The organism is Flavobacterium sp. CFBP9031 (assembly GCF_034044945.1).
Taxonomy (GTDB): domain Bacteria; phylum Bacteroidota; class Bacteroidia; order Flavobacteriales; family Flavobacteriaceae; genus Flavobacterium.
Genome location: NZ_JAXCWF010000001.1, coordinates 541,228 through 566,204, shown reverse-complemented (window position 1 = coordinate 566,204; position 24,977 = coordinate 541,228). Strand labels below are relative to the sequence as shown.

Sequence of the window (24,977 nt, the reverse complement as noted above, 5' to 3'; positions counted from 1 at the left end):
AAATTACCAGACCATTAAACAAACCAAATTATGAGTTTTATACCAGAAGAATATCAGATTAATAGTCTGATAAATCAAGATGCCTATCTTGTAAATGGAGAATTGAAACAATGGACAGGGCAAACCACACCTGTGTTTTCTACTATTTCTTTAACAGAAAAGTATTCGCCGACTTTATTAGGATCTATTCCTTTTATGGGAGAAAAAGAAGCAGCGGAAGTTGTCGAAGCTGCTACCAATGCATACGATATGGGACAAGGCTTATGGCCGACTATGAAAGTAGTTGATCGTATTAAATGCATGGAAAAATTTGTGAAACAAATGAAAGAAACCCGCGAAGAAGTAGTGAAATACTTAATGTGGGAAATTGGAAAGTCATTAGGAGATTCGCAAAAAGAATTTGATAGAACTGTAGAATATATTTACGATACTATTGCCAGCTACAAAGAATTAAACGGACGCAGTTCGCATTTTGAAAAAGTGCAAGGTGTAAACGCCATGATTCGCCGTGGACCTCTTGGAGTTGTACTATGTCTTGGACCTTACAATTATCCTTTGAATGAAACTTTCTCATTGTTGATTCCTGCTTTGATTATGGGAAATACCGTAATTTTCAAACCAGCTAAACATGGTGTTTTATGTATTTCGCCATTATTGGAAGCTTTTAGAAGCAGTTTTCCTAAAGGAGTAATCAATATTGTTTATGGAAGAGGACGCGAAGTGGCTTCTCCGATTATGAAATCTGGAAAAATAGACGTTTTAGCTTTAATTGGAAACAGTAAATCGGCAATTGCTTTACAGGATCAGCATCCAAACAAAAATAGACTGCGTTTAATTTTAGGTTTAGAAGCTAAAAATCCAGCAATTATTCTTCCAGATGCCGATTTAGATTTGGCTATTCAGGAATGTATTACAGGAAGTTTGTCTTTTAACGGACAACGTTGTACTGCTTTGAAAGTGTTATATGTTCACGAATCGATTGCTGAAGAATTCAATAAACGTTTTTCTGAAAAAGTAGACAGTTTGCTTTTTGGAAATCCGTGGGAAAAGGGAGTTGCTCTAACACCGCTACCAGAAACCGACAAACCAAAATATATTCAAGGCTTAATTGATGATGCTCTTCATAAAGGAGCTAAAGTCATTAATGAAAAAGGAGGGAAACATACTGATAACTATATTTTTCCAGCAGTTTTATATCCAGTAAATAAAGAAATGCGTGTGTATCACGAAGAACAGTTTGGGCCAGTTGTTCCTGTACTTTCTTTCAAAGATATTAAAGAACCATTGAAAGATATGGCAGAATCAAATTACGGACAGCAAGTAAGTTTGTTTGGTAAAGATATAAAAACTCTTGCGCCGCTAATTGATGCCTTAGTTAACTTAGTTTGTAGAGTAAACCTCAACAGTTCTTGCCAAAGAGGGCCAGATGCTTTCCCTTTCACAGGAAGAAAAGATTCTGCTGTAGGAACTTTAAGTATTCCAGATGCTTTACGTTCTTTCTCAATTCGTACGTTTGTAGCTTCAAAAGATATCGATTATAATAATGAGATTCTGCAGGAATTGCTTAACAGCAAAGAATCGAATTTTATTAATACAGATTATATTTTGTAGTATCAAGGTTATATATTAATTGTAGATGCCGTCTATTCCTTTTGGTGATAGACGGTTTTTCTTTTTAAAGATGCTAAGTTTCTAAGGAGCTAAGATTCTAAGTTTTTTTGTAAAAGTTTGATGTAAAATGTAAAATGAAGTTTTTCTGCATCTCACATCTCACATTTCACCATTTACAATTCACATCTTACAATTCACCATTAACAATTAATAATTAAATTTGTAACATTGTTTTAAAACAGCAGTCTTATACATCAAACAATTTAAAGACCTAAGAATTATTTATGAAAAAGAGATTTTTGCAATTTGCATTAATAGCATTCGTTCTTTTTGCCCAAGATACTATTGCTCAAGAGCTTTACATGCCTCGAAATATAAAAAAAGCCTATGAAAATGGAACACGTTCTAAAGACGGAAAACCAGGCGCAAACTATTGGCAGAACCGTGGAAAATATAATATGGAAATTTCAGTTGATCCGAAAACGAGATTGGTTAGTGGAACTGAAACCATTATTTACGAAAACAATAGCAAGGATACTTTAAGAAACTTAGTTATTCGTTTTGTAAACAACCTTCACAAGCCTTCTTCTCCAAGAGGAGGTGAAGTAAGCAATGATTTTTTAAGCGATGGATTAACAATTACTTCATTGAAAGTAGAAAATGAAGTGTATAAAGAAGACGCTAAAAACTGGGGAACTGTTGGAAATGTAAAATTGCAAAAACCAATTTTACCCAATTCAAAGACCACTATAAATATTCAATGGAATTATCCTTTGTCTAAAGAAAGCGGTAGAGAAGGCCAGATTGATGAAACGACATTTTTTGTAGCGTATAGTTATCCTCGTGTTTCAGTTTTTGACGATTATAATGGATGGGATAGATTACCACATACAGATCGCCAAGAATTTTACAATGACTTCAATGATTATGTTTTTTCTGTAAAAGCACCAAAAAACTACGTGGTGTATGCAACTGGAGATTTATTAAATCCAGATGAGGTTTTGCAACCTGAATTTGCTTCACGCTTAAAAAAATCATACACAACAGATGAAATTCTGCATATTGCAAACGAGCAGGAAATGAAAAGCGGAATTGTAACGAAACAATACGATTGGAATGTCTGGAAATTTGAAGCTAAAAACATAACAGATGTGTGCTTTGGTTTAAGTGATCATTATTTATGGGACGCTAGTAGTGTTGTAGTGGATAAGAAGACAAATCGTCGCGCGAGCGTTCAGGCGGCTTATAATGTTAAAGGAACCGATTTTGTGAATTCGGTAAAAAATAATCAATATGCTTTAGATTGGTTTTCTAACAATTGGCCAGGAGTTCCATATCCATTTTCTAAAATGACAGCTTTCCAAGGTTTTGCCGATATGGAATATCCAATGATGTGTAACGATTCTGAAATGGGAGATCCTATTTTTGCACAGTTAGTACAAGATCACGAAGTAGCGCACACTTATTTTCCTTTTTACATGGGAATCAATGAAACACGTTATGCCTTTATGGACGAAGGTTGGGCAACAACTTTTGAATATTTAATCGGAATTGCTGAACATGGTAAAGAGGCTGCCGATAAGTTTTATAAAGAATTTAGAGTGAAACATTATATAAGCGATCGATCTTCAGAACAAGATCAGCCCATTATAACAATGTCTACACAGGTTTCTGGCGCAGGTTATGGAAATAATTCTTATGGTAAAGCTTCTCTTTCTTATTTGGCTCTAAAAGATATGTTAGGAGATGAAATGTTCAAAAAAGCGCTTCATTTTTATATGGATACTTGGAACGGAAAACATCCTATTCCGTGGGATTATTTTAATTCATTTAATACAGCAGCAGGAAAGAATTTAAATTGGTTTTTTAATAATTGGTTCTTTACTAACAATTACATAGATATTGCTGTAAAAGGTCTTTCTTCCGATAAGAAAACCATAACAATAGAAAACATTGGAGGTTTTGCAATTCCTTTTGATGTTGTAATTACGTACGCTGATAAGTCAAAAACAATTTTGCATCAAACGCCAGCGATTTGGGAGAAAAATCAAAAAACAGCTAGAATAATTTTGAAAAGCGCAAAAAAAATCGAAAAAATTGAGATTGATGGTGGAATATTTATGGATGCAACACCAGAGAACAATGTTTTAAATGTTAAATAATTGAATTAAATTTAACTAAATAAATTAAAGCGTCACTTTGTTTTAGCAAAGTGACGCTTTTTGTTTAAAATAATTAAAAATATTCAAGTTACGGAAAAACAGCACAAATATTTCTCGGAAAAATATTACGTTTGCCAAATACTAAAAATACCACCAAATCTAATGAAGAATACTTTTGTTCTGATTGCTTTGCTAAGCAGTCTTCAGTTTTTTGCGCAGAATGATCAAAAAGCAGCGTTTCAAAAAAGTAAATATGAACTAGCTGTTTCTTACTACAAAAAAGCCGATTTTGTAAAAGCTATCGACTTATTTTCTTTGGCTGCAAAGATTAAGCCGGACAACGAAATTGGAAAAGATGCTGTTAATAAAGTAGATACTTTACGTGAAATTTTAAGAAAAGAAATTCTAAGTCAAGCAATTGGAACTTGGAGAAGAACTGGAAGTCAGCCAGTTTGGTCTGCGGCAACAGCAGTTACCGCCAGTCAATCTACTTTTGATGAAGTGGTCGAAATTAAAGAAAATGAGATCTTGTTTTACGAGGTCGACAAAAAAACAAAAGTAAAGAAACTTCTTAAAACTGAAAATTTAGTTTATAATGATGCCAAAAGTACGGTCTCATTATTTTCAGAAATTATTCTTTCTGATGGAACAGTTTGGAACTGTAGTCTTAATGAAAAGTCAGATGTATTGCATGTTGTTAATGTAGCTGTTAAAACAGAAGAGGGAATAAAAAAGATACAAAGTGATAATGAGGAAAATTATTACGTTAAAATGTAAATGATAAATAAAAAAAGGGAATCGATTGATTCCCTTTTTTATTATGAGTTTTATAGAAATTTAAATCCAATGGAGAGATTGGTAACTCCAGTTTTAATTTCACTGCTAGAGGCATCTATATCACTAAGTCCAGCAAGATATCTAACATCAAAAGTTAGTCTCCAGACATCCACTCCAACACCTCCAAGAATGCTATGATTATTTTTTTCTATAGCTATAGAATTGAGATTATTGCTGGTACTTATGTCTGAATAATTTTTCCAGTTGTATCCCACAAAAAGCCTCACATTTCCGAGTTTTCCAAGCGGAATAATTTTAAGTCCTGCAATTAATGAAGCATCTGTTCCTGATAGTTTAAATTCGGTTTCTCCCACGCCGTTTTGGTATACGCTAAAATTAGTTTGACCATATCCAAACTCGCCCTGGGCATAAAAAAGTGCAAGGTTTAATCGGCCAAATGCGGCAAATCCAATTCCTGTATTCGTATGATCGGAACTGAAATTTTTGGCATTGACAGAAGTAATGCTTGTAGAAAACTGCGGCCCGATTTGTATTAATTGCGCAAATCCATTGGCACAAATACATAAAAATGTTGCTAAAAGGAATTTTCTCATAACGGAATTTATTTGATTTTGGTACTATAAAAATAATCATAATAGATTAGAATTGAATGATTTGTCTGATTTATTTTTCTGTAAAGTTTTGATAATTAATCAGATCAAGATTTCTGGTTTGTTTTTTTCGATTAAATCAAAATGAATTAATTTTGAGAAGATTTAATACATTAAAATGAAAGTTAAAACAATAAACCCTAGTGATACTTGGCCAATAAGACACGAAGTAATGTGGCCAGACCAGCCTTTTGAGTTTGTACAGCTTGAAGAAGATAATTTAGGAATTCATTTTGGAGTTTTTGAAGAAGATAAATTGGTTTCTATAGTCTCTTGTTTTATGGAAGAAAAAGAAATGCAGTTTAGAAAATTAGCTACTTTAGAAGAGTATCAAGGTAAGGGAATTGCGTCTCATCTTTTAAAGTATATTCTAGAATTTGCAAAGGAAAAAGGTGTAGAAAAAGTATGGTGCAACGCCAGAACCAATAAAAAATCATTTTATGAGAAGTTCGGAATGATAGATACTTTTAAAACTTTTGTAAAATCAGGACAAGAATTTACGATTATGGAAATTTTGCTTTCTTAATTGTGAAGTTTAAGTTGTTGATTTTTAATGTTGTAAATAAGGATTTTAATTTTGAAGTAAAGTGATTAATAAAAATTAAGAGAATGAAAACGTTTTCGTTTTATGGAACTGTTAAACCTTGTTAAAAATTCTTTTTTTGTTTTAATTCTTTTACTACTTTCGCACCGAAATGAGAAAGTTAATAGTATTTTTAGTATTCATGAATATGCTTCTGTTTGGCGGAGGCCAATATTTGAATGCAAATACTTTTGGTGCTCATACTCACCATCACCTACAGAAACATAGAGTTAAGTTTACTAATCAAGATCGTGGAACTTCAACAATTGAAGAAGCTACAGATATTGATTTAGAAGAAGATCTTGTTGGAGGTGAAGATGTTGATTTACTTACGAACAAATATTTTACTGCTTCGTATAGTTTGGTAGACGCTTTGTATCTGGCACTTTCAGATCAGTCTGCAGCGAATGATTCCAATCGTTTAAAAATTTCTACGCCTTTATTCGGGCATTCAAATCCTATCTATATTACTCAACGAGTATTAAGAATTTGATTCTAAAGTATACATCGGTTACCTGAGTTTTGATCTCTGCGTATCTTGCTGTTGTATATTTTTTCTACTTCTGCTTATATAAAGTTAAGGTCTGGGCTAAGGCTGACTGATGCATTTTAACATCCAAAAGGAATTTTCATTCCAAAGCATTCAATCGCTTAATTTCCAAACTAAATCATGAAAAAAATTATTGTGTTCACAGGCTTAATGGCCTTGGTGTGCTTAACGAGCTGTACATCTAAAAAAGAAGAAAAAGAAGAAGTAGAAAAATTCACCGTTACTAATCCAGTAAGAATCGATACTTCATTTACCAAAGAATACGTTTCACAAATAAAATCGGTTCGTAATATCGAACTTCGCGCCCAAGAAAAAGGGTTTTTACAAAATATATATGTTGACGAAGGACAGTTTGTAAAAAAAGGACAGCTGTTGTTTAAAATTATGCCAAACATGTATCAGGCAGAATTATTAAAAGCACAGTCAGAACAAAAATCTGTAGAAATTGAATTGCAAAATTCAAAATTACTGGCAGATAAAAATATCGTTTCTAAAAACGAATTAAGCGTGGCTCAGGCTAAATTGCAATCTGCAAAAGCTGAGGTTGCGCTGGCAAAACTTCATTTATCATTCACAGAAATTAGAGCTCCGTTTGACGGAACAATCGACCGTATTCCTTTAAAACTAGGAAGTTTAATTGACGAGGGAGAATTGTTGACAAGTCTTTCAGATAACAGTCAGATGTTTGCTTATTTCAATGTTTCTGAGCCAGAATATATTAGTTACGAAACGAATATTAAAGACCGTGCAGATAACAAAGTGAATTTGGTTTTGGCAAACGGAGATATTTTTAAAGAAAAAGGAAATGTTGAGGTAATCGAAAGTGAATTCAACAACGAAACCGGAAACATTGCTTTTAGAGCAAGATTCCCTAATTCTGGAAAATTACTTAGAAATGGCGAAACAGGACAAGTTCAAATGAATGTTCCTCTTAAAAATGCTATTGTGATTCCGCAAAAAGCGACTTACGAAATTCAAGATAAAAAATATGTTTTTGTAGTTGGAAAAGACAATAAAGTAAGTTCTAGAGAAATCACTATTACTGGCGAAATCCCTGATTTATATGTAATCAAAAGTGGTCTTACAGAAAATGATAAGATCTTGCTTGAAGGTGTTCAGAAAGTAAAAGAAAACGACAAAATTAAATTCGATTACGAATCTCCTAAAGAAGTAATCAATCATTTACGCTTAAAAGCAGAATAGTTTTTTGTTTTAATAGTTTCAAGTTTCAGGTTTCAAGTTGCATACTGAACCTGAAACTTGAAACCTGAAACTTGAAACATTTTAAACTTCAATAAGTTTAATCATTTAAAAAATATAAAAATGTTTAATAAATTTATTCAAAGACCTGTTCTGTCGATAGTAATATCGTTGATTATTGTCTTTTTGGGGGTATTGTCGGTTTTAAATTTACCAATTACACAATTCCCTACAATTTCACCTCCAATGGTGAATGTTACCGCAGATTATCCTGGATCTAATGGTGAATTGATGGTTAAGGCTGTTGTTATTCCTTTGGAAAGAGCCTTAAACGGAGTTCCAGGAATGAAATATATGGCTTCAGATGCTGGAAACGATGGTGAAGCTACAATCAAAGTGGTCTTTAACTTAGGAACAGATCCTAATCAGGCAGCAATTAACGTTCAAAACCGTGTAGCTTCGGTTACCAATAAACTTCCTCCTTTGGTAATTCGTGAGGGTATTAAAATCACTCGTGAGGTACCAAGTATGTTGATGTACGTGAATCTTTACAGTACAGACAAAAATACGGACATGAAGTTCTTATACAACTATGCCGATATCAACGTTCTTTCTGAATTGAAAAGGGTAAATGGTATTGGTTCTGGAGATATCTTAGGAACACGTGAATATGCAATGCGTATCTGGCTGAAACCAGACCGTATGTTGGCTTATAAAATTTCTGCAGATGAGGTAATGGAAGCATTATCTAGTCAGAGTTTGGAGGCTTCTCCAGGTAAAACGGGAGAAAGTTCTGGTAAACGTTCTCAAGCATTTGAGTATGTATTGAAATATTCTGGACGTTTTACAACAAAAGAACAATACGAGAACATTGTAGTAAAAGCAAATCCAAATGGAGAACTTTTAAGATTGAAAGATGTTGCTAAAGTTGAATTTGGTAGCTCGATGTATGATATCTATTCTAATTTGAATGGAAGACCATCTGCGGCGATTGTATTAAAACAATCTTTTGGAAGTAACGCGAATCAGGTTATTGAAGAAGTAAAAGCAAAACTGGAAAAAATCAAACAGAGATTTCCTAAAGGAATGGATTATGAAATTTCGTATGACGTTTCTAAATTCCTTGATGCTTCTATCGAAAAAGTAATTCATACGTTGGTTGAAGCCTTTATTCTGGTAGGTTTAGTAGTTTTCCTTTTCTTAGGAGACTGGCGTTCGACGGTTATTCCTGCAATTGCGGTACCAGTATCGTTGGTTGGAACTTTTGTGTTCATGACATTCTTTGATATATCATTGAACTTGATTACGTTATTTGCCTTAGTGTTAGCAATTGGGGTCGTCGTCGATGATGCGATTGTGGTTATTGAGGCCGTTCACGCCAAGATGGAAGAGGAACACCTCTCGCCATTTAAAGCGACTAAAAAAGCAATGCACGAAATTGCGGGGGCAATTATTGCAATTACTTTCTTGATGGCCGCGGTATTTATTCCTGTTGCCTTCATGTCTGGTCCTGTTGGAGTATTCTACAGACAGTTCTCTGTAACTATGGCAACTGCGATTATTCTTTCGGGTATTGTGGCTTTGACATTGACACCAGCACTTTGTGCAATGATGTTAAAAAACAATCATGGCGTGCCTAAAAAGAAAACACCAGCCAATAGATTTATTGATGCTTTCAACGAAAAATTCAATCTAGCGCAAGGTAAATATCAGAACTTACTAGGCAAAATTGTGGACAGAAGAGTAGTTACCATTGTAGCGCTTCTTGGTTTCTGTGCTGGAACATGGATCATCAGTAGTAATGTTCCTTCAGGATTTATTCCGAATGAGGATCAGGGAATGTTTTATGCGGTAATCCAGACACCGCCAGGATCTTCTTTAGAAAGAACAAATAATATTGCAGAACGAGTTCAGAAAATTGCTGAGGATATTGACGGAGTAAAATCGGTTTCTTCATTGGCAGGTTATGAAATTTTGTCTGAAGGTACTGGGGCTAACTCTGGAACTTGTTTGGTTAACTTGAAAGATTGGAGCGATAGAAAAGAATCTGTTTTGGAAATCATGCACGAAATGGAGGAAAAATGTAAAGATATTACGGGGGCGAATATCGAATTTTTCCAACCGCCCGCTGTACCTGGTTATGGTGCTGCCGGAGGATTTGAGCTTCGTTTGTTAGATAAAACCGGTTCTGTTGATTATAAGAGAATGGAACAGGTAAACAACGATTTTGTGGCTGAATTGAACAAACAACCAGAACTATCAAACGTATTTAGTTTCTATAGCTCTAGTTTCCCTCAATACATGATGAAAGTCGACAATGATTTGGCACAGCAAAAAGGGGTTTCTATCGAAAATGCGATGAATACTTTGTCAACTCTTGTGGGAAGTAACTACGAAATCAGTTTTATCAAATTTGGTATCAACTATAAAGTAATCGTTCAGGCTTCGCCAGAATATCGTGCACAGCCAGATGATATCTTAAAATTATACGTAAAAAATGATCGTGATGAAATGGTGCCTTTTTCTGCTTTTATGAAATTAGAAAAAGTATACGGACTTTCAGAAATTACACGTCATAATATGTATACCTCAACACAAATTAGTGGTTCTCCAGCTGCAGGTTATAGTTCTGGTACAGCGATTAAAGTAATTCAGAGAGTAGCTGCTGAAAAATTACCAAGAGGATATGACATTGACTGGGCTGGTATTTCTGCCGATGAGGTGGCTCAGGGCAATCAGGCAATTTGGGTATTCTTAATCTGTTTAGGATTCGTTTACTTGGTATTAGCGGCACAGTACGAAAGTTTTATTTTGCCATTGTCAGTAATTCTTTCTTTGCCAGCAGGTATTTTTGGAGCTTTCCTTTTATTGAAATTAACAGGATTAGAAAACAATATTTATGCACAAGTTGCCATGGTAATGCTTATCGGATTATTAGGTAAGAATGCCGTGTTGATTGTAGAGTTTGCGATCCAAAGGCATGCAGCCGGTAAGTCAGTTTTAGATGCTGCAATGGAAGGGGCAAAAGCAAGGTTCCGTCCGATTTTGATGACTTCGTTTGCTTTTATCGCAGGTTTATTACCGCTTGCTTTTGCAACTGGTCCTGGTAAAATTGGAAACAGAACCATTGGTACTGCAGCAGCTGGAGGTATGCTTATCGGAACCATTTGCGGTGTATTTGTAATTCCAGGCTTGTATTTCATATTTGCTAAAATTGCTGAGAAACACAAATTGGTAAAACATGAAGAAGAAAACCCATTAACAGAAGAAATTGACAACAATCATGTATAAAGTTAAATCATATCAATATAGTATTGCGTTTGCTGTATGTCTAGCAGTTGCAGGGTGTAAAACCCCTGCACCTGCGGCAGCAGTTACTACCAGTACACCAGTTCCAGAATCGTTTGGCTCAACAGTTCAGACTCAGGATGCAAACAGCAATACGGCAGCATTAAACTGGAAAGATTATTTTAAAGATCAGAATCTAGTTGATTTAATAGATACTGCTCTTAAAAACAATCAGGAATTAAATATCATTTTGCAGGAAATTGAAATTGCAAAAAATGATATTCGTGTTAAAAAAGGACTTTTATTGCCAACTGCAGGCTTACGTGCCGGAGCTGGAGTAGAAAAAGTGGGTAGATATACCAGTCAAGGTGCGGGTGATGCTACCACAGAGATTAAACCAGGGGTAGAAACTCCAGATCCGCTAGGAGATTTTACGATTTCGGCTTACGCAAACTGGGAAGTAGATATCTGGAAAAAACTGCGTAATTCTAAAAAAGCAGCTTTAAACAGATATTTGGCTACAGTAGAAGGTAAAAACTTTGTAATTACAAACCTCATCGCCGAAGTTGCTGATTCGTATTATGAATTACTAGCTTTAGACAATCAGTTGGATATTGTAAAACAAACGATCAAATTGCAGACTAATGCTTTAGAAATTGTAAAAGTTCAAAAACAGGCGGCAAGAGCAACAGAATTGGGAGTTAAGAAATTTGAAGCAGAGGTTTTAACTTCGCAAAGTATGGAGTTTGATATTTTGCAGCAGATAAAAGAAACTGAGAATAAAATCAACTTTTTGTTGGGTAGATACCCTCAGGAAGTAAAAAGAACAAGCAGCGCTAATTTCTTAAGTTTATTGCCAGCTTCTGTAAGTTCTGGAATTCCGTCTCAATTGTTACAAAACCGTCCAGATGTTAAACAAGCAGAATTAGAATTAGTAGCGGCAAAATTAGATGTAAAAGTGGCTCGTGCCGAGTTTTATCCATCTTTGGATATTACGGCAGCGATAGGAGTACAGGCTTTCAAACCTTCTTATTTGTTTACTATGCCAGAATCTCTTCTTTACTCATTAGCTGGAGATCTTGTAGCGCCTTTGATTAACAGAAATGCGATCAAAGCAGAGTTTGCAAGTGCCAATGCCAGACAGATTCAGGCATTGTACAATTACGATCGTACAGTTTTAAATGCTGATCTAGAAGTTTCAAACCAAATGTCTAAGATTGAGAATCTTCAAAAAGGATACGATCTTAAATCGAAACAAGTTGATGCTTTAAATACTTCGATTGATGTCTCAAACGATTTGTTTAAATCGGCTCGAGTAGATTATTTTGAGGTTTTGATGACACAGAGAGACGCATTAGAAGCGAAATTAGAATTAATTGATACTAAAAAAGAACAGTTGAATGCTGCAGTTCATGTCTATAGAGACTTGGGGGGCGGATGGAAATAATATTGCCAATTAATTTGTAGAAAGAAAGCCTTTTGGGAGTAAAATCCTGAAAGGCTTTTTTTGTAAGAAAATTATCTTATATTTGCATTTCACTGTTCTGAAAAAAAAGTGACCATAAACCTCGGAAGCTATTATTTAGTTTTCGGGGTTTTTTTTGCCTTTTAAATTTTTACCTATTGTTAAATTTTAATATTTTTCTTACTTATATAAACGGTCTTATTATATTTACAATATAATTATGTAATATTTTATTTACTTAAATACCACTTCTCATTTATTGATTAAGGTTATAAAATCTACAAAAGCCTGTAAAATAATCAATAACCTTTTAGATATGAGTTTTTTAGCAAAATTAGAATTAGACAATGAAGTGTTTAATGTTTTAGAATTTGATGTTCATTTTACCCAGAATGTCGATAACAACGGAAAACCGGCCAACAAGACAAAAGGCGGACAGATAAAACTTGTAATAGAAACCACACAGACAGATCTGTTTTCAGACTGGATGGTATCTCAGACCAGTGTAAAAGACGGAAAAGTCATTTTTTATCGCAGAGATGCTATGAGCACCATGAAAAATGTAACCTTTAAAAAGGCCTTCTGCATATCGTTTCATAAGAGTTTTAGAAGTGAAGGATCAGTTCCTATGGTTACTGAGATTTTGATTTCATCAAACGAAGTAAAAATTGGGAATACAATTTTTGAAAACAATTGGAAAAACTCATAGCTCTTTTAAAAAACAACTAGTATGGCATTGCAAACAATTACGAATATTAAAATTGGCGAAATAAGAATTGCTAATTTCAACAAATTAGAAGTTTTTCAGACGATTCATGACCACCACACTTTTTCCTTCGAAGTAAGACAAGATTTATTAGTAGAAGAATTTAAAAGTGTAATGCCTTTTTCCCAAAAGTTATACGGAGAAAAAATAAGCATAGAAATAAAACCTATAGAGGGTCTGGAAGATCTTATTATTGGAGCAGATTCTAAAGATTACATCATGCAGTTTTACGGCATAGTAACCGAAGTTAAACTGCAAAAATCCCGTATTAAAGACGTAGAAGAAACCATCGTAATAAAAGGAAAGAGTACTACAATACTTTTAGAAAACGGACCCGAATGCAATTCGTTCACCAACATGTCTCTGAATGATATTGTAAAAAAAGTAAAATCAGACTGTGACATTGATATCGATGTAAGACCGTTTTATTTAGACAACCTGCCTTACACTGTGCAGTATAACGAAAGCAATTTTGCTTTTCTAAATCGTTTGGCCAAAAGAAATGGGCATTGGTTCTATTATAACGGAAGAACAGCCATTTTTGGAAGTCCGGGCGGTTTGGGTGCAACGCCAAAATTAATGTATGGAATAAACATGCAGGATTTTGATTATACCCTAAAGCTTATCCCTGCACTGTTTAAAGTAATAGAAAACGATAACAATGACGGCCAGTATAAAACTGATGAAACTTTAAAATATAGAAAAGAAGCCGATGGTTTCCATCAAAACTTTTTAAACAGGTCTAATGAAGTTTTTAATAAAGAAACCATTATACAGTTAAACCAAACTCCTGTGGGCGGATCTGGAAGGCGATCTTCTGAAGAATATGCCAAAAACAAAATGCGATCTGTTTTGAGCGGTTTAGTAGAAATAAAAGCTTCAAGCGAAGTTCCAGGAATTACTATAGGAAACGAAGTAAGAGTAACAGGTGTCGACATGCAGTTGGAAAGTTCTTACCGCGTTACTCAGATAACACATATCTGCGATGACGGAGGCGGTTACGAAAACCATTTTACAGCCGTAAATTTTAACGGTTCTGTGTTTTCACCCGAAACAGATCCAGATTTAGTGCCATTCTGCAAAAGCCAGACGGCCATTGTAACCGCCAACGCAGATCCTGACGGACTTAGCGGTATACAGGTACAGATGCCGTGGCAGGCAGCCAAAGGCGAAACCACACCTTATATTCCTCTAATGCAGAATTATGGAGGCGATACCAGAGGCTCTCATATCATACCTGAAATTGGCGATACGGTTTTTGTAGACTTTCAGGGCAATAATGCCGAATTGCCGATTGTACTGGGAACCATGACCAGCAGAAAGGAAAAAAGTGGTTATAGTACGCCTAATAATGATATAAAGGCAGTAATGCATAGCCGAAGCGGAAACAGAATTATAAATGACGATGCTACGGGAGATATTACAATTGAAAGCCAAAAAGGAGAAACTATAGCTGTAATTCATGGAGATGGAAACATTAGGTTTAAAGCTCCTAAAAATATTGAATTGGAAGCAGGGGAAGATATTGTTATGAAAGCTGGTAAAAATATAAAAATTGATGCTAAAGAGGATATTGAGGTTGATGCAGGTTATAATATCTCTCAAGAAGCTCAAAATGATATTTATGTAAATGCAAATGGGAATATTATGGAAAGATCAGATAATAGGACTGAATTGGTTGATAAAGATTTTAGTCGTACTTCAGACAGTTCAAATGAAATAGCCTCGAAAGCAAGTCTTTATAGTCATGAAGAAGACATGACCATACAAAGCGGAAAGCAAGTGCGTATTAATAGCACAGAAAAATCTAATCTTTTTTAATTTAATTTTTATGGCAATTGCAAAACAAGCGAAGATTATTCAAATAAAAGTGAGTGATTCTTATCAATTAACTGTTGGCAGAAAACTTGAAAAAAATGCCAATAAATTGAATTTTGAAGCTACAAAAGACGATTTGAATTTGATTTGTGGTAAAAAAATAATAATAAACGGTGAGAAAAAATAGTATCAAGAAATACAACATCTTATTATGTTTCATCATAATAATAGTGATAACTGTAGTAACAATAACAATGAGTTCATATATAGAAAAAAAATATGAGTGGGCAGCAAATATTTGTGCACCAAGAGAGTATCCTGTAGAAGTTTATACAGGAGCAGCAGGAGGATATTTTTTTAGCCAAATGGGCGGATTTAGCAATTCTGGCTGGGGAGGATTGGGAAGTATCGATTATATAAAAGTACCAGTGCCAGACAGACTTGATATGACATGGTTATCATATGTAGACAATAAATTCTATAAAGGCGACTGGAAACTCCCTACAGAAAAAATAAAAAAGCTTTTTGATGAAGGATTTCCTGCTAAACCAGGTTTAGAAAATGTAAAGGAGTCTTATGATTATATAAATATTGGTCTCGGACCAAAAGGAATGGTTATAGTATGGGTAGCGGGGGCTGGTAGTCAGGTGGAAGTGGCGCGATTTCAGGCTCATGAAACGGTAATAGATCCTAAACTTATTATCGAAAGCGAAATGTATATGTTTCGAAAAGGTTATAGTCAACATAGATTAGAAAACAATTTTGTTATATCTGAAGACGTTCGGGAACAAATCAAACAATACGGTTATCCCCAATCAGAAGTTTATGAGGAGTATAGAGAAAAATACTTATGGAAACCGCGAGTAATCTTGCCAGAAGGCTCTAAGCTTACTTCAATGTATATTAAAATGTGTAATGGAGAAAAAGAAGATCCTTATGATAAGTCAATAGATATGAAATATAGAGCCATTCCTTACGCTTTTCAAATTTACTGGTCGGTTGCTAATGGCAAAAAAGAAAGACAGTTTGTATCTAGAATTGCTTTTACTAACGACAAAGAATATTGGGAAAAATATCTTAAACCTATGGGAGGGGATGAAATTCCTGTAGATTTTGATAAAAATGAGATTCGAAAATTGTTTAAAGAACATCTTGATAAAAATAAATCTGCAGAAATGATAATAAAAATTGATCCTAATGTCGAATTAAAATCAGATAGAGTCACTGAATTATATATAGAACAAGCAGAAAAACAGTATCATATAAAAGAGAAAGTTACACAAACAGGTAATTACGATTAATTATGAGTATAGTATTTGGAGATTACACGTCACCGCCGCCTCCCAAAGGAACAATTGATATACGAATTGGTGTTTTTTTTGATGGCACGCAAAATAACAGAACCAACACTAATGCTAGATTAGCAAAAAAAGGAAGCGACGCTAACAACGCCTATCGTAAAATGTCTGATAAAGAAACAGACAGTTACATGAATGATCTTTCTAACGTAGCTCGCAAGGAACTGAATTATACAAAAGAAAAATATGTAGATAGTATTTATATAGAAGGTATTGGGACTGATGATTTAGGTGCTGATACAGACGATGCAACAACTGCGTTTGGAGAAGGGCATTTAGGAGTTGCCTTTGGTGCAGGGAGACAAGGTATTGTTGCCAAAGTTACAAAGGGATGCGATATGTTGGCTGAAAAAGCAGGCAAATTAAAAGGCGAAGACGACATAAATACGTTAACCGTTGATGTGTTTGGTTTTAGCAGGGGGGCTGCGGCAGCCAGAAACTTTATTTATGAACTGAGTAAAAAAAGAAAAGACGACATTTGGGGTTCAAAACTGGTAAAACATAAGGTGCAATATGCACGTCTACAAGTACGGTTTGTAGGGTTGTACGATACTGTTTCTTCTTATGACCCCAATGCTACAAACACCACAACAGATCCAAACTATAACAATGATGTGAGTGAGCTTCATTTAAACAACCTTAATGTAGAAATCAATAATTTGTATAAAGCAAAAAAAATAATTCATTTTTGCGCCAGCGACGAACATCGCAAAAACTTTATGCTTACGCCTACTGCACGAGCAGGTGGGCAAGATTTTTATTTGCCTGGTGTGCATTCTGATGTTGGTGGATGCTATACCGATAAAATGAATGAGTCTAAACAAATAATGGATTTAGATAACACTTGGGGTGATGGTTATGACGATGATGAATACGACGAAATATTAAATAATGATCTAAACAATCTTATACAGCAAGGTTGGGTTAACGAAAGTGAAGTAGAACGTCCTGATAGCTGGCATCAAACCTTCATTAATCGTAAAGGGATACGTAATACCTATAGTTATGTTACCCTGTATTTGATGGTTGAAAAACTCAATAAAGAATATATTGATACTATTAATATGGAAAAGTTAAATAAACAATTTAACATTCCAAAACCAAGTAAACCGGACGAGTTAGATTTGCATACAGTAAAAAAACGTCTCGCGGAGTATATTAACGGCAATCAACCCCAAATGAGCTACTACACCAGCAAGGAGATTGAACAATTGCGAAAAAAACTCGATTTAAAGAACCCGAACGATGTAAAGAGTTTTAATATAAAAGTGCGTGACCATAATATACTCAAAGATTTAAGGCACAAATACATACATTGGAACTCTGAATTTGGAGATACCGTAGGAGCTTATTTACCCAATTACAAAATAGAAGGCAAAACCATTGTTAGATTTCGTAAAATAGAACCCCACTCATGAGAATTTTAACCTCTTTATTATTAATAACTATAATATCCTGTAAACCCGAAATGAAAAAATACAAATGGTTGCCCACGTCTAATGCTCCCGAACTTTATCCCACTTATATCCATGATGGCCATTTTTATTTAGAAGATGGTGGCAGTGTTTACATTCCGACATCTGCTTCAAACGAGAATGGCTGGGGTAATGATGGCTCAACGCACACACAAGGCGAAGATTTAAAAGCATTGCCTGTAAAAATGGATATTACCTGGGCATCTTTTAAAGAAAACAAGTTCTATACTGGCAGTTGGGATATGCCTATTGATACCCTAAAAAAACTTTTTGAAAAAGGCACTATCGACTGGAGAAGTGGCAGGATATCTAATTATTCTGATATAAGGGTAGGGTGTGCACCTGGAGGCATAGTGATGGTTTGGGTATATGGCAATGACCAGCAAATAGAAATAGCTCGTTTTCAAGCAAAAGAAACTCATGTGGCTATGAAGGAGCTTGTGCCAGGAAATCCTACTGTTTCTCAAAATGAATATTTTACAGTTTTAGGCAAATTAAAACCCGAGTTTGAAGAAGCGTTTAAAAAGAAAGGGATTCAATATGGTATTTATGATATTTATCGAAAAAAATATACTTGGCGAGCTCGTGTTGAAATCGCGAGTCATTCATTCGAACGAACTATAATAAGGATGTACAACGGAGAAGAAGAGACATTATTTAATGGTGTTGATAGACAAAATGATTTTAGACCAAGAGCAATTCCTAAATTTTTATCATTTGCTTTCAAAGACAATAAAGAGGTCATAACAATTTTTCAAGTCAAAGATTTTAATGAAGACGAAATCATGAGCCTATTCCAAGAAGCAGATGCAAATAAACCTATAGAAATTATTTTGCGCATGAATGCAGATTTAAGTAATCGAAGATTAATTTTTAAGCAAGGTGAAAAAGAAATCCCCATCAACAAAATAGATGTTGAGAATATGTGGAAATATAAAGGTTAAAAAGGTTGATTAAAAAAAACAAACGATGTAAAAAGTTTTAATATAAAAGTGCGTGAACCCGATAGCACGGATTTGCAATCCGTGCCCGCAAAGATTGGTTTTCAATTTTAAGTAAAAAACAAAACCCTGCAAATCTCAATTCGCAGGGTTTTCATTTTTTATTGAAATAATTTACCTATTACTAGCACAAGCCTTATAAATCTGCTTTTCTGAAAATGGCGATAAGGCTTCGGCGAGATTTCGGCTTGTTCTTAAACAGCTCAGTATTTTTTGCCTTAATTTAATATCGTCGCCAAATTCTGTATGCATGAGGAGCTCGAAGATTTCCTGCAAATACATGGGCTGTTCTTTGTACTCTCCCTCAAACAATTCGTCTGAAAGGAAATTAATTACGGATGGCATTACATCACGATGTGTTGGTTTTTGATTTTCTTTTGACATAACGGAAAATATTAAACGCACGAAATCCCTCATCTTCGGTTGTGTCAAAACATTTCTAGGAATGCGTTTAGGGCTATCACTAGCTCCAGCAACGTGAATGAGAGATTCGCTTATGTTAACTTATATTAAGTTTTCAGGATATAATCCTAGATTTATTTTGACATCACAAATATAAGTTTTTATTTTAAAAAGAAAGAAATAACCTACTTTTAATTCTTTTTGAATTGTAATGCTAAGTTTAGGTTTAAAACAAAGATAGAAAATATTATTTGTGGTTGAGTTGCGCCCTAATTTTGATATTAGAATTCATGTTTATAGAGACTTGGGCGGCGGATGGAAATAATATTGCCAATTAATTTGTAGAGAAAAAGCCTTTTAAGATTAATCTTAAAAGGCTTTTTATTATTTATAAAATAGTCAAACCAGTATTTTTATACGGCTTTAAAATTTCCTCATCTGGAGAAACATTGGTTACCAAGACATCAATATCTTTTATTGGGCAGACAAAATAAGGTTCGGCGGTTTCTACTTTTTCGATAGAGCTTAAAGCAATAACAAAGTTGGAGTTCTTAATCATATTTTTTTTCAGCATAGAATCGTCGTATAAAATTCCTGTAATTCCTCTTTCATGATGAATACTGCAGATTCCTAAAATGAAGATATCTGCTCTAAAATTTCTAAAGAAATCAATTGTTTCAATACTCGAAGTGGCAAAAGAAGTTTTACACATTTTACCGCCTGCAAAAATTAAATCAATATTAGGTAAATCTTCAACCAACGAAGCTATGGGAAAACTATTGGTAATAACCGTCAATTTTAAATCGTAAGGAAAGCTTGCTACCAAAGCTAGAGAAGTGGTTCCGCCATCAATAAAAACAACTTGTCCGTCTTTTAAATACGAAATAGCTTTTTGAGCGATAATTTTTTTGTTTTCGATATCGTGTTTTTCTCTTTTTCTATAATGAAGCGGAATCGGAGAAGGAGCGACCGCCCCACCGCGAACTGCTTTTAAAAGTCCTTGATCTGAAAGCTCTTTCAAATCACGTCTGATCGTATCTTCAGAAACACTCAAATATTCGCTTAATTCTACCGAAGTTACACGATGTTCTTTAGATAAATATTCTAAAATGGTCTGTTGGCGTTCTTCCTTTCTCATTTTGTTTTGCGGTTTTATATTGCAAAAATAAATAAAAAATTACAACTTTTTGCTGTTTATTGCAATTTTTGCATAATTTAGCAGCAAAATAAAATTACAAATGAAAAAGAAATCAATCGCAATCGACATGGATGGCGTGCTTGCTGATGTAGAGGCACACCTAATCGCTTACTTCGAAAGAGATTTCGGAATAACAATTTTAAGAGAAGATATTCAAGGTTTAACAGAAGAGGAAGCTTTTTATGGTCGTGAGAAAGTGATGAGTGTTTTAAACTCTAAAGACTTTTTTAGAACATTGCCCGTAATAGAAGATGCTGTAGAAAGCTTAAAACTATTACAGGAGGAATTTGAGGTTTATATTGTTTCTGCGGCGACCGAATTTCCGCTTTCGTTGAACGAAAAAATAGAATGGCTTGCAGAACATTTTCCTTTTATCAATTGGCAGAACATTGTCTTATGCGGAAGCAAAAGCATTATCAATACTGATTATCTAATCGATGATCATCCAAAGAATTTAGATTTTTGCATGGGTAAGCCTATTATGTTTACAGCATTTCATAATGCCAAAAAAGAGAATTATTTGAGAGTAAATAATTGGAAAGAAGCTGTTGTTATTTTGAAAGAAGCAGTTTAACGCAAGGTAATTTTAAAAATTACTTGTTTTTTGAAGAAAAAGCCTTTCAGAAATTTTCCGAAAGGCTTTGGTTTATTTAGGGATTGTTATTTTAGCTTTAAATCCGTTTTGGGGTTCTGTTTCAAATTCGATGGTTCCTTTAACGGTCTGAATTCGATGTTCCATGTTTTGAAGCCCATTTTTAGAAATCTTCGTTTTCTCACAGCCAATTCCGTTATCGGTATAGTTTATCAGAATTGATTTCTGATCACTGTCGAATTTTATCACGACCAGACTTGCTTTGCTATGCTTTTTCATGTTCACCATTAATTCCTGTAAAACTCTTCCAATAGTAATTTTCTTTATCTCGTCGACATCTTCCCAGTTTACACTTTCCAAATTAGTGGCAATGATGTTTCTCTCAGCCGTGTTGTAGGCAGAAAGCATTTCTTTTATGCTTTTGGTAAAGTCTTTGCCCGTTTCAATCTTATTATTTTCTTTTGAAATTCCTCTCACACGACCATAAATATCATCTAATTTCTGTAGAAGATTCTCTTTCGTATTTTCGACAGCCAATGGCTGAGATTCGGCAAAAGCAATGACTTGGAATACATCATTGGCCAATTCGTCATGGATTTTTTTAGAAATTCTGGTTTCTGTGTCGTACGAACTTTTAAACTCGATAGCCTTGTTTTTGTTTTTATAATAGCGGATTAAAATTGCAATTAGGATGACTAAAAAGACAAATACAATTACGAATACAATTCGTAGATATTTGGCCTTTTGAAGAGATAATTGATTTTCTGCTTTCTCTAAACGAAGTTTTTCGTTTTCATCTTTTTCTTTTTTCGCATCGTATTTAATTTTGGCAGACTTATTTTTAAAATTATTTCTGACTTTGATTATACTGTCGTTTAGTGTGAAGTACTTTTGCGTGTATCTGGGAGTGTTAGAAGTGTTATCATTTGAAATTAAAATTTGTAATGCTTCTAATCTTTCGTCGATGCTATTTATTTTTGTTGCAGCCTTATAAGCTAATAGAGCGTTTTCGTCAGATTTGTATATGTCTTTTTTAGAATAAAAATCAGCAAGGTGGAGATAGCTTTCGATACTCCCATACATATCCTTAGTATCAATTCTGATTTTCAAACCTTCAAACATAAGTTGAAAACCTTTTTCATCCATTCCATTTTTAAAATATGCATAACCCAAATTATCCAATAGTACGGATTTATCGCTTGGTTTAGCTCTTTTCTTTAAATCTTTGTTTGAAAGAGATTTTAAAAGAGAGTCAAAAATATGAATTGCTTTATCGTATTTTTTTTGTTGAGTATAAACAACCGCAATATTTTGTATGGGGTCATGTTTTAAAAGCGGATCTGTATATTCATTTACAGCTTTTTTATAGTAAAGAATAGCGTCATCATAGAGCGAAAGTTCTTTGTCAGCAATGCCTAAAGAATTATTAATACTAGCAGAATAAACGCCTTTTTTAGCATAAGGTAATGCTTCGGTCACGATTTCTTTACTACCATAATAGTCGCCGTTCCTCTGATGGATACTTGCTATCATAAGATATATGTAGGAAATATTAGCACTGTCTTTTATGGCTTCATAAAGCTCCTTTGATTTATTAAATTGAGAATAAGCAATGTTAAAGTTTTGTTTGTCAAAATTTTCAATTGCTTTATTTCGTAGAGCAAGTGCTTCTTTTCTTATCGATTCTGTCTTTGGACTAATAGGCTTTTTTTCTTCACACGAAGAAAGAAAAAGCGCTATAATAAAATAAAAAAACGGGGACCGTAACATGTAAATTTACTTTCCCCGAAAATAGTAATTAATTAGATAATAAAAATATATATTTATCGTCCTCCTGGAGGCGGCGGTGTATTTTTATCACCAGGACCGTCTGGATCTTCTCCATCGCCACCAATAGATAGATTAGCACTCTTTTCAACTTTCTTTTTTGGTTGAGTCTCATACTCATCTGGAGTACAAGAAAATATCGTGAACAATAGCGTGAAAGCTATAAATAGTATTAGTTTTTTCATTTTAATTTAATTTAGAAATTAGACATAGGTATGGCTGTCCGGAGTTAACCAGATCTTGGAATTGCGATACCAAAATTGTTTTTTGGGGAAGTAGATCGTGTAGACCTGTAAGACGTAATTTATACTTCCCGAATAAACTCGGTCTTACGGTTTTCCACAATGTTAATTAGAACTAGTTTTATATTTTTGTTTTAGTCTGCAGACAAAACTTGAACTAATTTCTGATGCAAAGTAAAGGCGCTTCTAGATCACTGTTGATAAGGGATTCCCGGAATTCCTGCGTTTTCCTGAGATTCCCGAGAATTCCCAATAAAACAAAATCGGAAGGCCTATTTTTTTAAATTAATTGTTATTTAATTCTAAACAAATCTCTATTATTATAGATGCAATAAGTCCGTCAAAAGTTGGTTGCGAACAGTAAAAAAAAATATATAAATAATATAGAATTGGAACAAAAATTGAAAGTGCTAGAAAGGGGTTAATAGTAGAAGTCGAAAATAAAGGCATAGAAGAAAGTTTTGGTGAAAAATGAAATTAAAGAGTCTAAAGAAGTTCCTAAAAAAGGCAAGATGAATAATACATTAGAAGCATATAAAAAGGCGATTAAAATTAAATATGAAATCGAAAAGGAGGGAGAATACTTTGATTTTCTGTACAGCCCTTCGCGAGGAAAACTCCGCGATCTGTGTTGGCTTATTTTTGAAGATAATCCGACCAAAGACGATTTAAATGTTTTTAGAAATTTATTGTGCTTAGATTTTGACCATACTCAAAAGAATAAGTTTAAAGATCAGAAAGACAAGTTTAGGCCTATTGAAACTTTCTTTAAGGGAGAAACAGATCCATCAAATATTGATGCGATAAATCTTGCCGCAGTGATAGTCGATTTTCAGCCGCGCCCTTTTAAAAAGTTCAATGAAAAATGTAGAATTGAAGAAGCGAAACAAATGAAAAGTGTCGTTAAAGAGGTAACGGTTGAAATTGAAAATAATGGCATAGAGAAAAAGGTTTTGGTGGAAAATGAACATGAAGAGTCGAAAGAAGTTCCTAAAAAGAGAAATTCTTTATTTGATTTAGCAGATGAATTTTCTAAAAAAATAGTTCAGAAAATACAACCAGAAAAAATAATTATGGTTGCAGTTGGTGCAGTCGCACTTGTATCGTCTGCGTGTGTAAACTTGGTGAAGAAAAAAGAGTAGAAATAAATTCTAACCGATTTTTGATTGCATTTTGAAAAATAAAATGCGTGAAGCGATAAAAAGAATAATTTTTTGAGGTGTGATTTGGGTAGTTAAAAAGTACGTTTTTCGGCATATATTTACTGTTATTTACACTATAAAGATAAGAAAAAAATCCCGTTAAACCTAATAAAAATCAATGAAATAGCACTTTTTTTGTCTAAAAAACGTGTTTTTTTTTGATAATTTGAAACCCACTTATTTCCATGTAACAAGACAGAAAAAGTCACTTTTTCGAGCAGCCGAATTGCAATAAAATTATCTATATTTATAAAATTAAAATAGATTTCGAATCTATCAGTATCAGTTACAAAAACATCATTTTATGAAAAAGCTTCTATTACTCCTAATTGTTTTATGCACCGTCAGCTGTAAAAAATATGTTGTCTCATTTGAACAGCCAACCAATATGAAATTGGACAATATAAAACTAGAAGTGTATATAGATAAAGAAAAAGTTCAAGACATTAATTTAAAAGCTACAGAAGCATTACCAACTTACGAAACAGTTGGACTGTCAGTTTCTGGTGAAGGAAAACATTTACTTCAAGTTAAAGTAAAAGATACGACCTTTAGTTTTGATGTAAAATATCCAGAGGAGAAATTTATTAGGATTATAACTAACTTAAAACCTAATGGGAAAATCCATGTTGGAATCTTAAAACAGAATTATAAATATAAGTCTTAATACTATTGGGGTCTAGTTTTTTAAAAGCAAAGAGCATAAAGATAAACGCAAAGTTCGCAAAGCAATTATATATAGCTTTGCGAACTTTGTTTTAACTGAAAGTTATCTAAAAAAAACTTAGC

At 33.9% G+C, this 24,977-nt stretch carries 22 protein-coding genes; 17 read left to right on the top strand and 5 right to left on the bottom strand.

Going from position 1 to position 24,977, the window contains the following annotated elements:
* The first annotated feature begins 30 nt into the window (after positions 1 to 30).
* From SOM12_RS02400 to SOM12_RS02390, 3 genes are all read left to right on the top strand, one after another.
* Positions 31 to 1,611 carry an NADP-dependent glyceraldehyde-3-phosphate dehydrogenase gene (locus tag SOM12_RS02400; RefSeq protein ID WP_095929059.1) on the top strand — a complete coding sequence of 527 codons (1,581 nt, stop codon included), beginning with the start codon at positions 31 to 33 and terminating at the stop codon, positions 1,609 to 1,611.
* A 284-nt stretch (positions 1,612 to 1,895) separates the two neighbouring features.
* Positions 1,896 to 3,773, top strand: a complete 1,878-nt coding sequence (locus tag SOM12_RS02395) for a M1 family metallopeptidase (protein WP_320492262.1) — start codon at positions 1,896 to 1,898, stop codon at positions 3,771 to 3,773.
* A 162-nt stretch (positions 3,774 to 3,935) separates the two neighbouring features.
* Positions 3,936 to 4,550 carry a hypothetical protein gene (locus SOM12_RS02390; protein WP_320492261.1) on the top strand — a complete coding sequence of 205 codons (615 nt, stop codon included), beginning with the start codon at positions 3,936 to 3,938 and terminating at the stop codon, positions 4,548 to 4,550.
* Positions 4,551 to 4,600: 50 nt separating this feature from the next.
* Here the strand turns inward: SOM12_RS02390 and SOM12_RS02385 are convergent, their stop codons facing one another.
* Positions 4,601 to 5,164, bottom strand: coding sequence for an outer membrane beta-barrel protein (locus tag SOM12_RS02385; RefSeq protein WP_095929056.1), 564 nt, complete (start codon positions 5,162 to 5,164; stop codon positions 4,601 to 4,603).
* Positions 5,165 to 5,339: 175 nt separating this feature from the next.
* Between SOM12_RS02385 and SOM12_RS02380 the strand changes: the two genes are divergently transcribed.
* The 11 genes from SOM12_RS02380 (at position 5,340) to SOM12_RS02330 (ending at position 18,668) form a co-directional block, all read left to right on the top strand.
* Positions 5,340 to 5,747, top strand: coding sequence for a GNAT family N-acetyltransferase (locus SOM12_RS02380; protein WP_095929055.1), 408 nt, complete (start codon positions 5,340 to 5,342; stop codon positions 5,745 to 5,747).
* Positions 5,748 to 5,916: 169 nt separating this feature from the next.
* Positions 5,917 to 6,297 carry a hypothetical protein gene (locus SOM12_RS02375; protein WP_095929054.1) on the top strand — a complete coding sequence of 127 codons (381 nt, stop codon included), beginning with the start codon at positions 5,917 to 5,919 and terminating at the stop codon, positions 6,295 to 6,297.
* Between the two features lie 177 nt (positions 6,298 to 6,474).
* Positions 6,475 to 7,557: an efflux RND transporter periplasmic adaptor subunit gene (locus SOM12_RS02370; protein WP_095929053.1), complete on the top strand. Its 1,083-nt coding sequence runs from the start codon at positions 6,475 to 6,477 to the stop codon at positions 7,555 to 7,557.
* A 120-nt stretch (positions 7,558 to 7,677) separates the two neighbouring features.
* A complete protein-coding gene (locus SOM12_RS02365; RefSeq protein ID WP_095929052.1) occupies positions 7,678 to 10,845 on the top strand; it encodes an efflux RND transporter permease subunit in 3,168 nt (1,055 codons plus the stop codon).
* Positions 10,838 to 12,289 carry a TolC family protein gene (locus SOM12_RS02360; RefSeq protein WP_320492260.1) on the top strand — a complete coding sequence of 484 codons (1,452 nt, stop codon included), beginning with the start codon at positions 10,838 to 10,840 and terminating at the stop codon, positions 12,287 to 12,289. Before SOM12_RS02365 ends, SOM12_RS02360 begins: the two co-directional genes overlap by 8 nt.
* Before the next feature lie 334 nt (positions 12,290 to 12,623).
* Positions 12,624 to 13,016, top strand: a complete 393-nt coding sequence (gene tssD / locus SOM12_RS02355) for a type VI secretion system tube protein TssD (protein WP_095929050.1) — start codon at positions 12,624 to 12,626, stop codon at positions 13,014 to 13,016.
* Positions 13,017 to 13,037: 21 nt separating this feature from the next.
* A complete protein-coding gene (locus SOM12_RS02350; protein WP_320492259.1) occupies positions 13,038 to 14,894 on the top strand; it encodes a phage baseplate assembly protein V in 1,857 nt (618 codons plus the stop codon).
* Positions 14,895 to 14,904: 10 nt separating this feature from the next.
* Positions 14,905 to 15,078: a hypothetical protein gene (locus SOM12_RS02345; protein ID WP_320492258.1), complete on the top strand. Its 174-nt coding sequence runs from the start codon at positions 14,905 to 14,907 to the stop codon at positions 15,076 to 15,078.
* 67 nt (positions 15,079 to 15,145) lie between these two features.
* The gene (locus SOM12_RS02340; protein WP_320492257.1) at positions 15,146 to 16,192 is read left to right on the top strand and encodes a DUF2931 family protein; all 1,047 of its coding nucleotides are present in this window, start codon (positions 15,146 to 15,148) and stop codon (positions 16,190 to 16,192) included.
* Between the two features lie 2 nt (positions 16,193 to 16,194).
* The gene (locus SOM12_RS02335; protein ID WP_320492256.1) at positions 16,195 to 17,667 is read left to right on the top strand and encodes a phospholipase effector Tle1 domain-containing protein; all 1,473 of its coding nucleotides are present in this window, start codon (positions 16,195 to 16,197) and stop codon (positions 17,665 to 17,667) included.
* A 50-nt stretch (positions 17,668 to 17,717) separates the two neighbouring features.
* A complete protein-coding gene (locus tag SOM12_RS02330) occupies positions 17,718 to 18,668 on the top strand; it encodes a DUF2931 family protein (protein ID WP_320492255.1) in 951 nt (316 codons plus the stop codon).
* Between the two features lie 171 nt (positions 18,669 to 18,839).
* Here SOM12_RS02330 and SOM12_RS02325 read toward each other — a convergent pair whose 3' ends face one another.
* Positions 18,840 to 19,109 carry a hypothetical protein gene (locus SOM12_RS02325; protein WP_320492254.1) on the bottom strand — a complete coding sequence of 90 codons (270 nt, stop codon included), beginning with the start codon at positions 19,107 to 19,109 and terminating at the stop codon, positions 18,840 to 18,842.
* Positions 19,110 to 19,515: 406 nt separating this feature from the next.
* Positions 19,516 to 20,265 (bottom strand): DeoR/GlpR family DNA-binding transcription regulator, encoded by a 750-nt coding sequence (locus SOM12_RS02320; protein WP_320492253.1) that lies wholly within the window; start codon positions 20,263 to 20,265, stop codon positions 19,516 to 19,518.
* 100 nt (positions 20,266 to 20,365) lie between these two features.
* On the opposite strand from SOM12_RS02320, the gene SOM12_RS02315 reads away from it, so the two are divergent.
* Positions 20,366 to 20,899, top strand: coding sequence for a 5' nucleotidase, NT5C type (locus SOM12_RS02315; protein ID WP_320492252.1), 534 nt, complete (start codon positions 20,366 to 20,368; stop codon positions 20,897 to 20,899).
* Positions 20,900 to 20,971: 72 nt separating this feature from the next.
* Here SOM12_RS02315 and SOM12_RS02310 read toward each other — a convergent pair whose 3' ends face one another.
* Together SOM12_RS02310 and SOM12_RS02305 are read right to left on the bottom strand one after the other, a co-directional pair.
* Complete coding sequence (locus SOM12_RS02310) at positions 20,972 to 22,450, bottom strand: ATP-binding protein (protein WP_320492251.1); 1,479 nt, start codon at positions 22,448 to 22,450, stop codon at positions 20,972 to 20,974.
* A 290-nt stretch (positions 22,451 to 22,740) separates the two neighbouring features.
* Positions 22,741 to 22,929, bottom strand: coding sequence for a hypothetical protein (locus SOM12_RS02305; protein WP_320492250.1), 189 nt, complete (start codon positions 22,927 to 22,929; stop codon positions 22,741 to 22,743).
* A 521-nt stretch (positions 22,930 to 23,450) separates the two neighbouring features.
* On the opposite strand from SOM12_RS02305, the gene SOM12_RS02300 reads away from it, so the two are divergent.
* Both SOM12_RS02300 and SOM12_RS02295 read left to right on the top strand, forming a co-directional pair.
* Positions 23,451 to 24,128: a hypothetical protein gene (locus tag SOM12_RS02300; RefSeq protein ID WP_320492249.1), complete on the top strand. Its 678-nt coding sequence runs from the start codon at positions 23,451 to 23,453 to the stop codon at positions 24,126 to 24,128.
* Positions 24,129 to 24,492: 364 nt separating this feature from the next.
* On the top strand, positions 24,493 to 24,855 hold the full coding sequence (locus tag SOM12_RS02295) for a hypothetical protein (RefSeq protein ID WP_320492248.1): 363 nt from the start codon (positions 24,493 to 24,495) through the stop codon (positions 24,853 to 24,855).
* Positions 24,856 to 24,977: the final 122 nt, after the last annotated feature.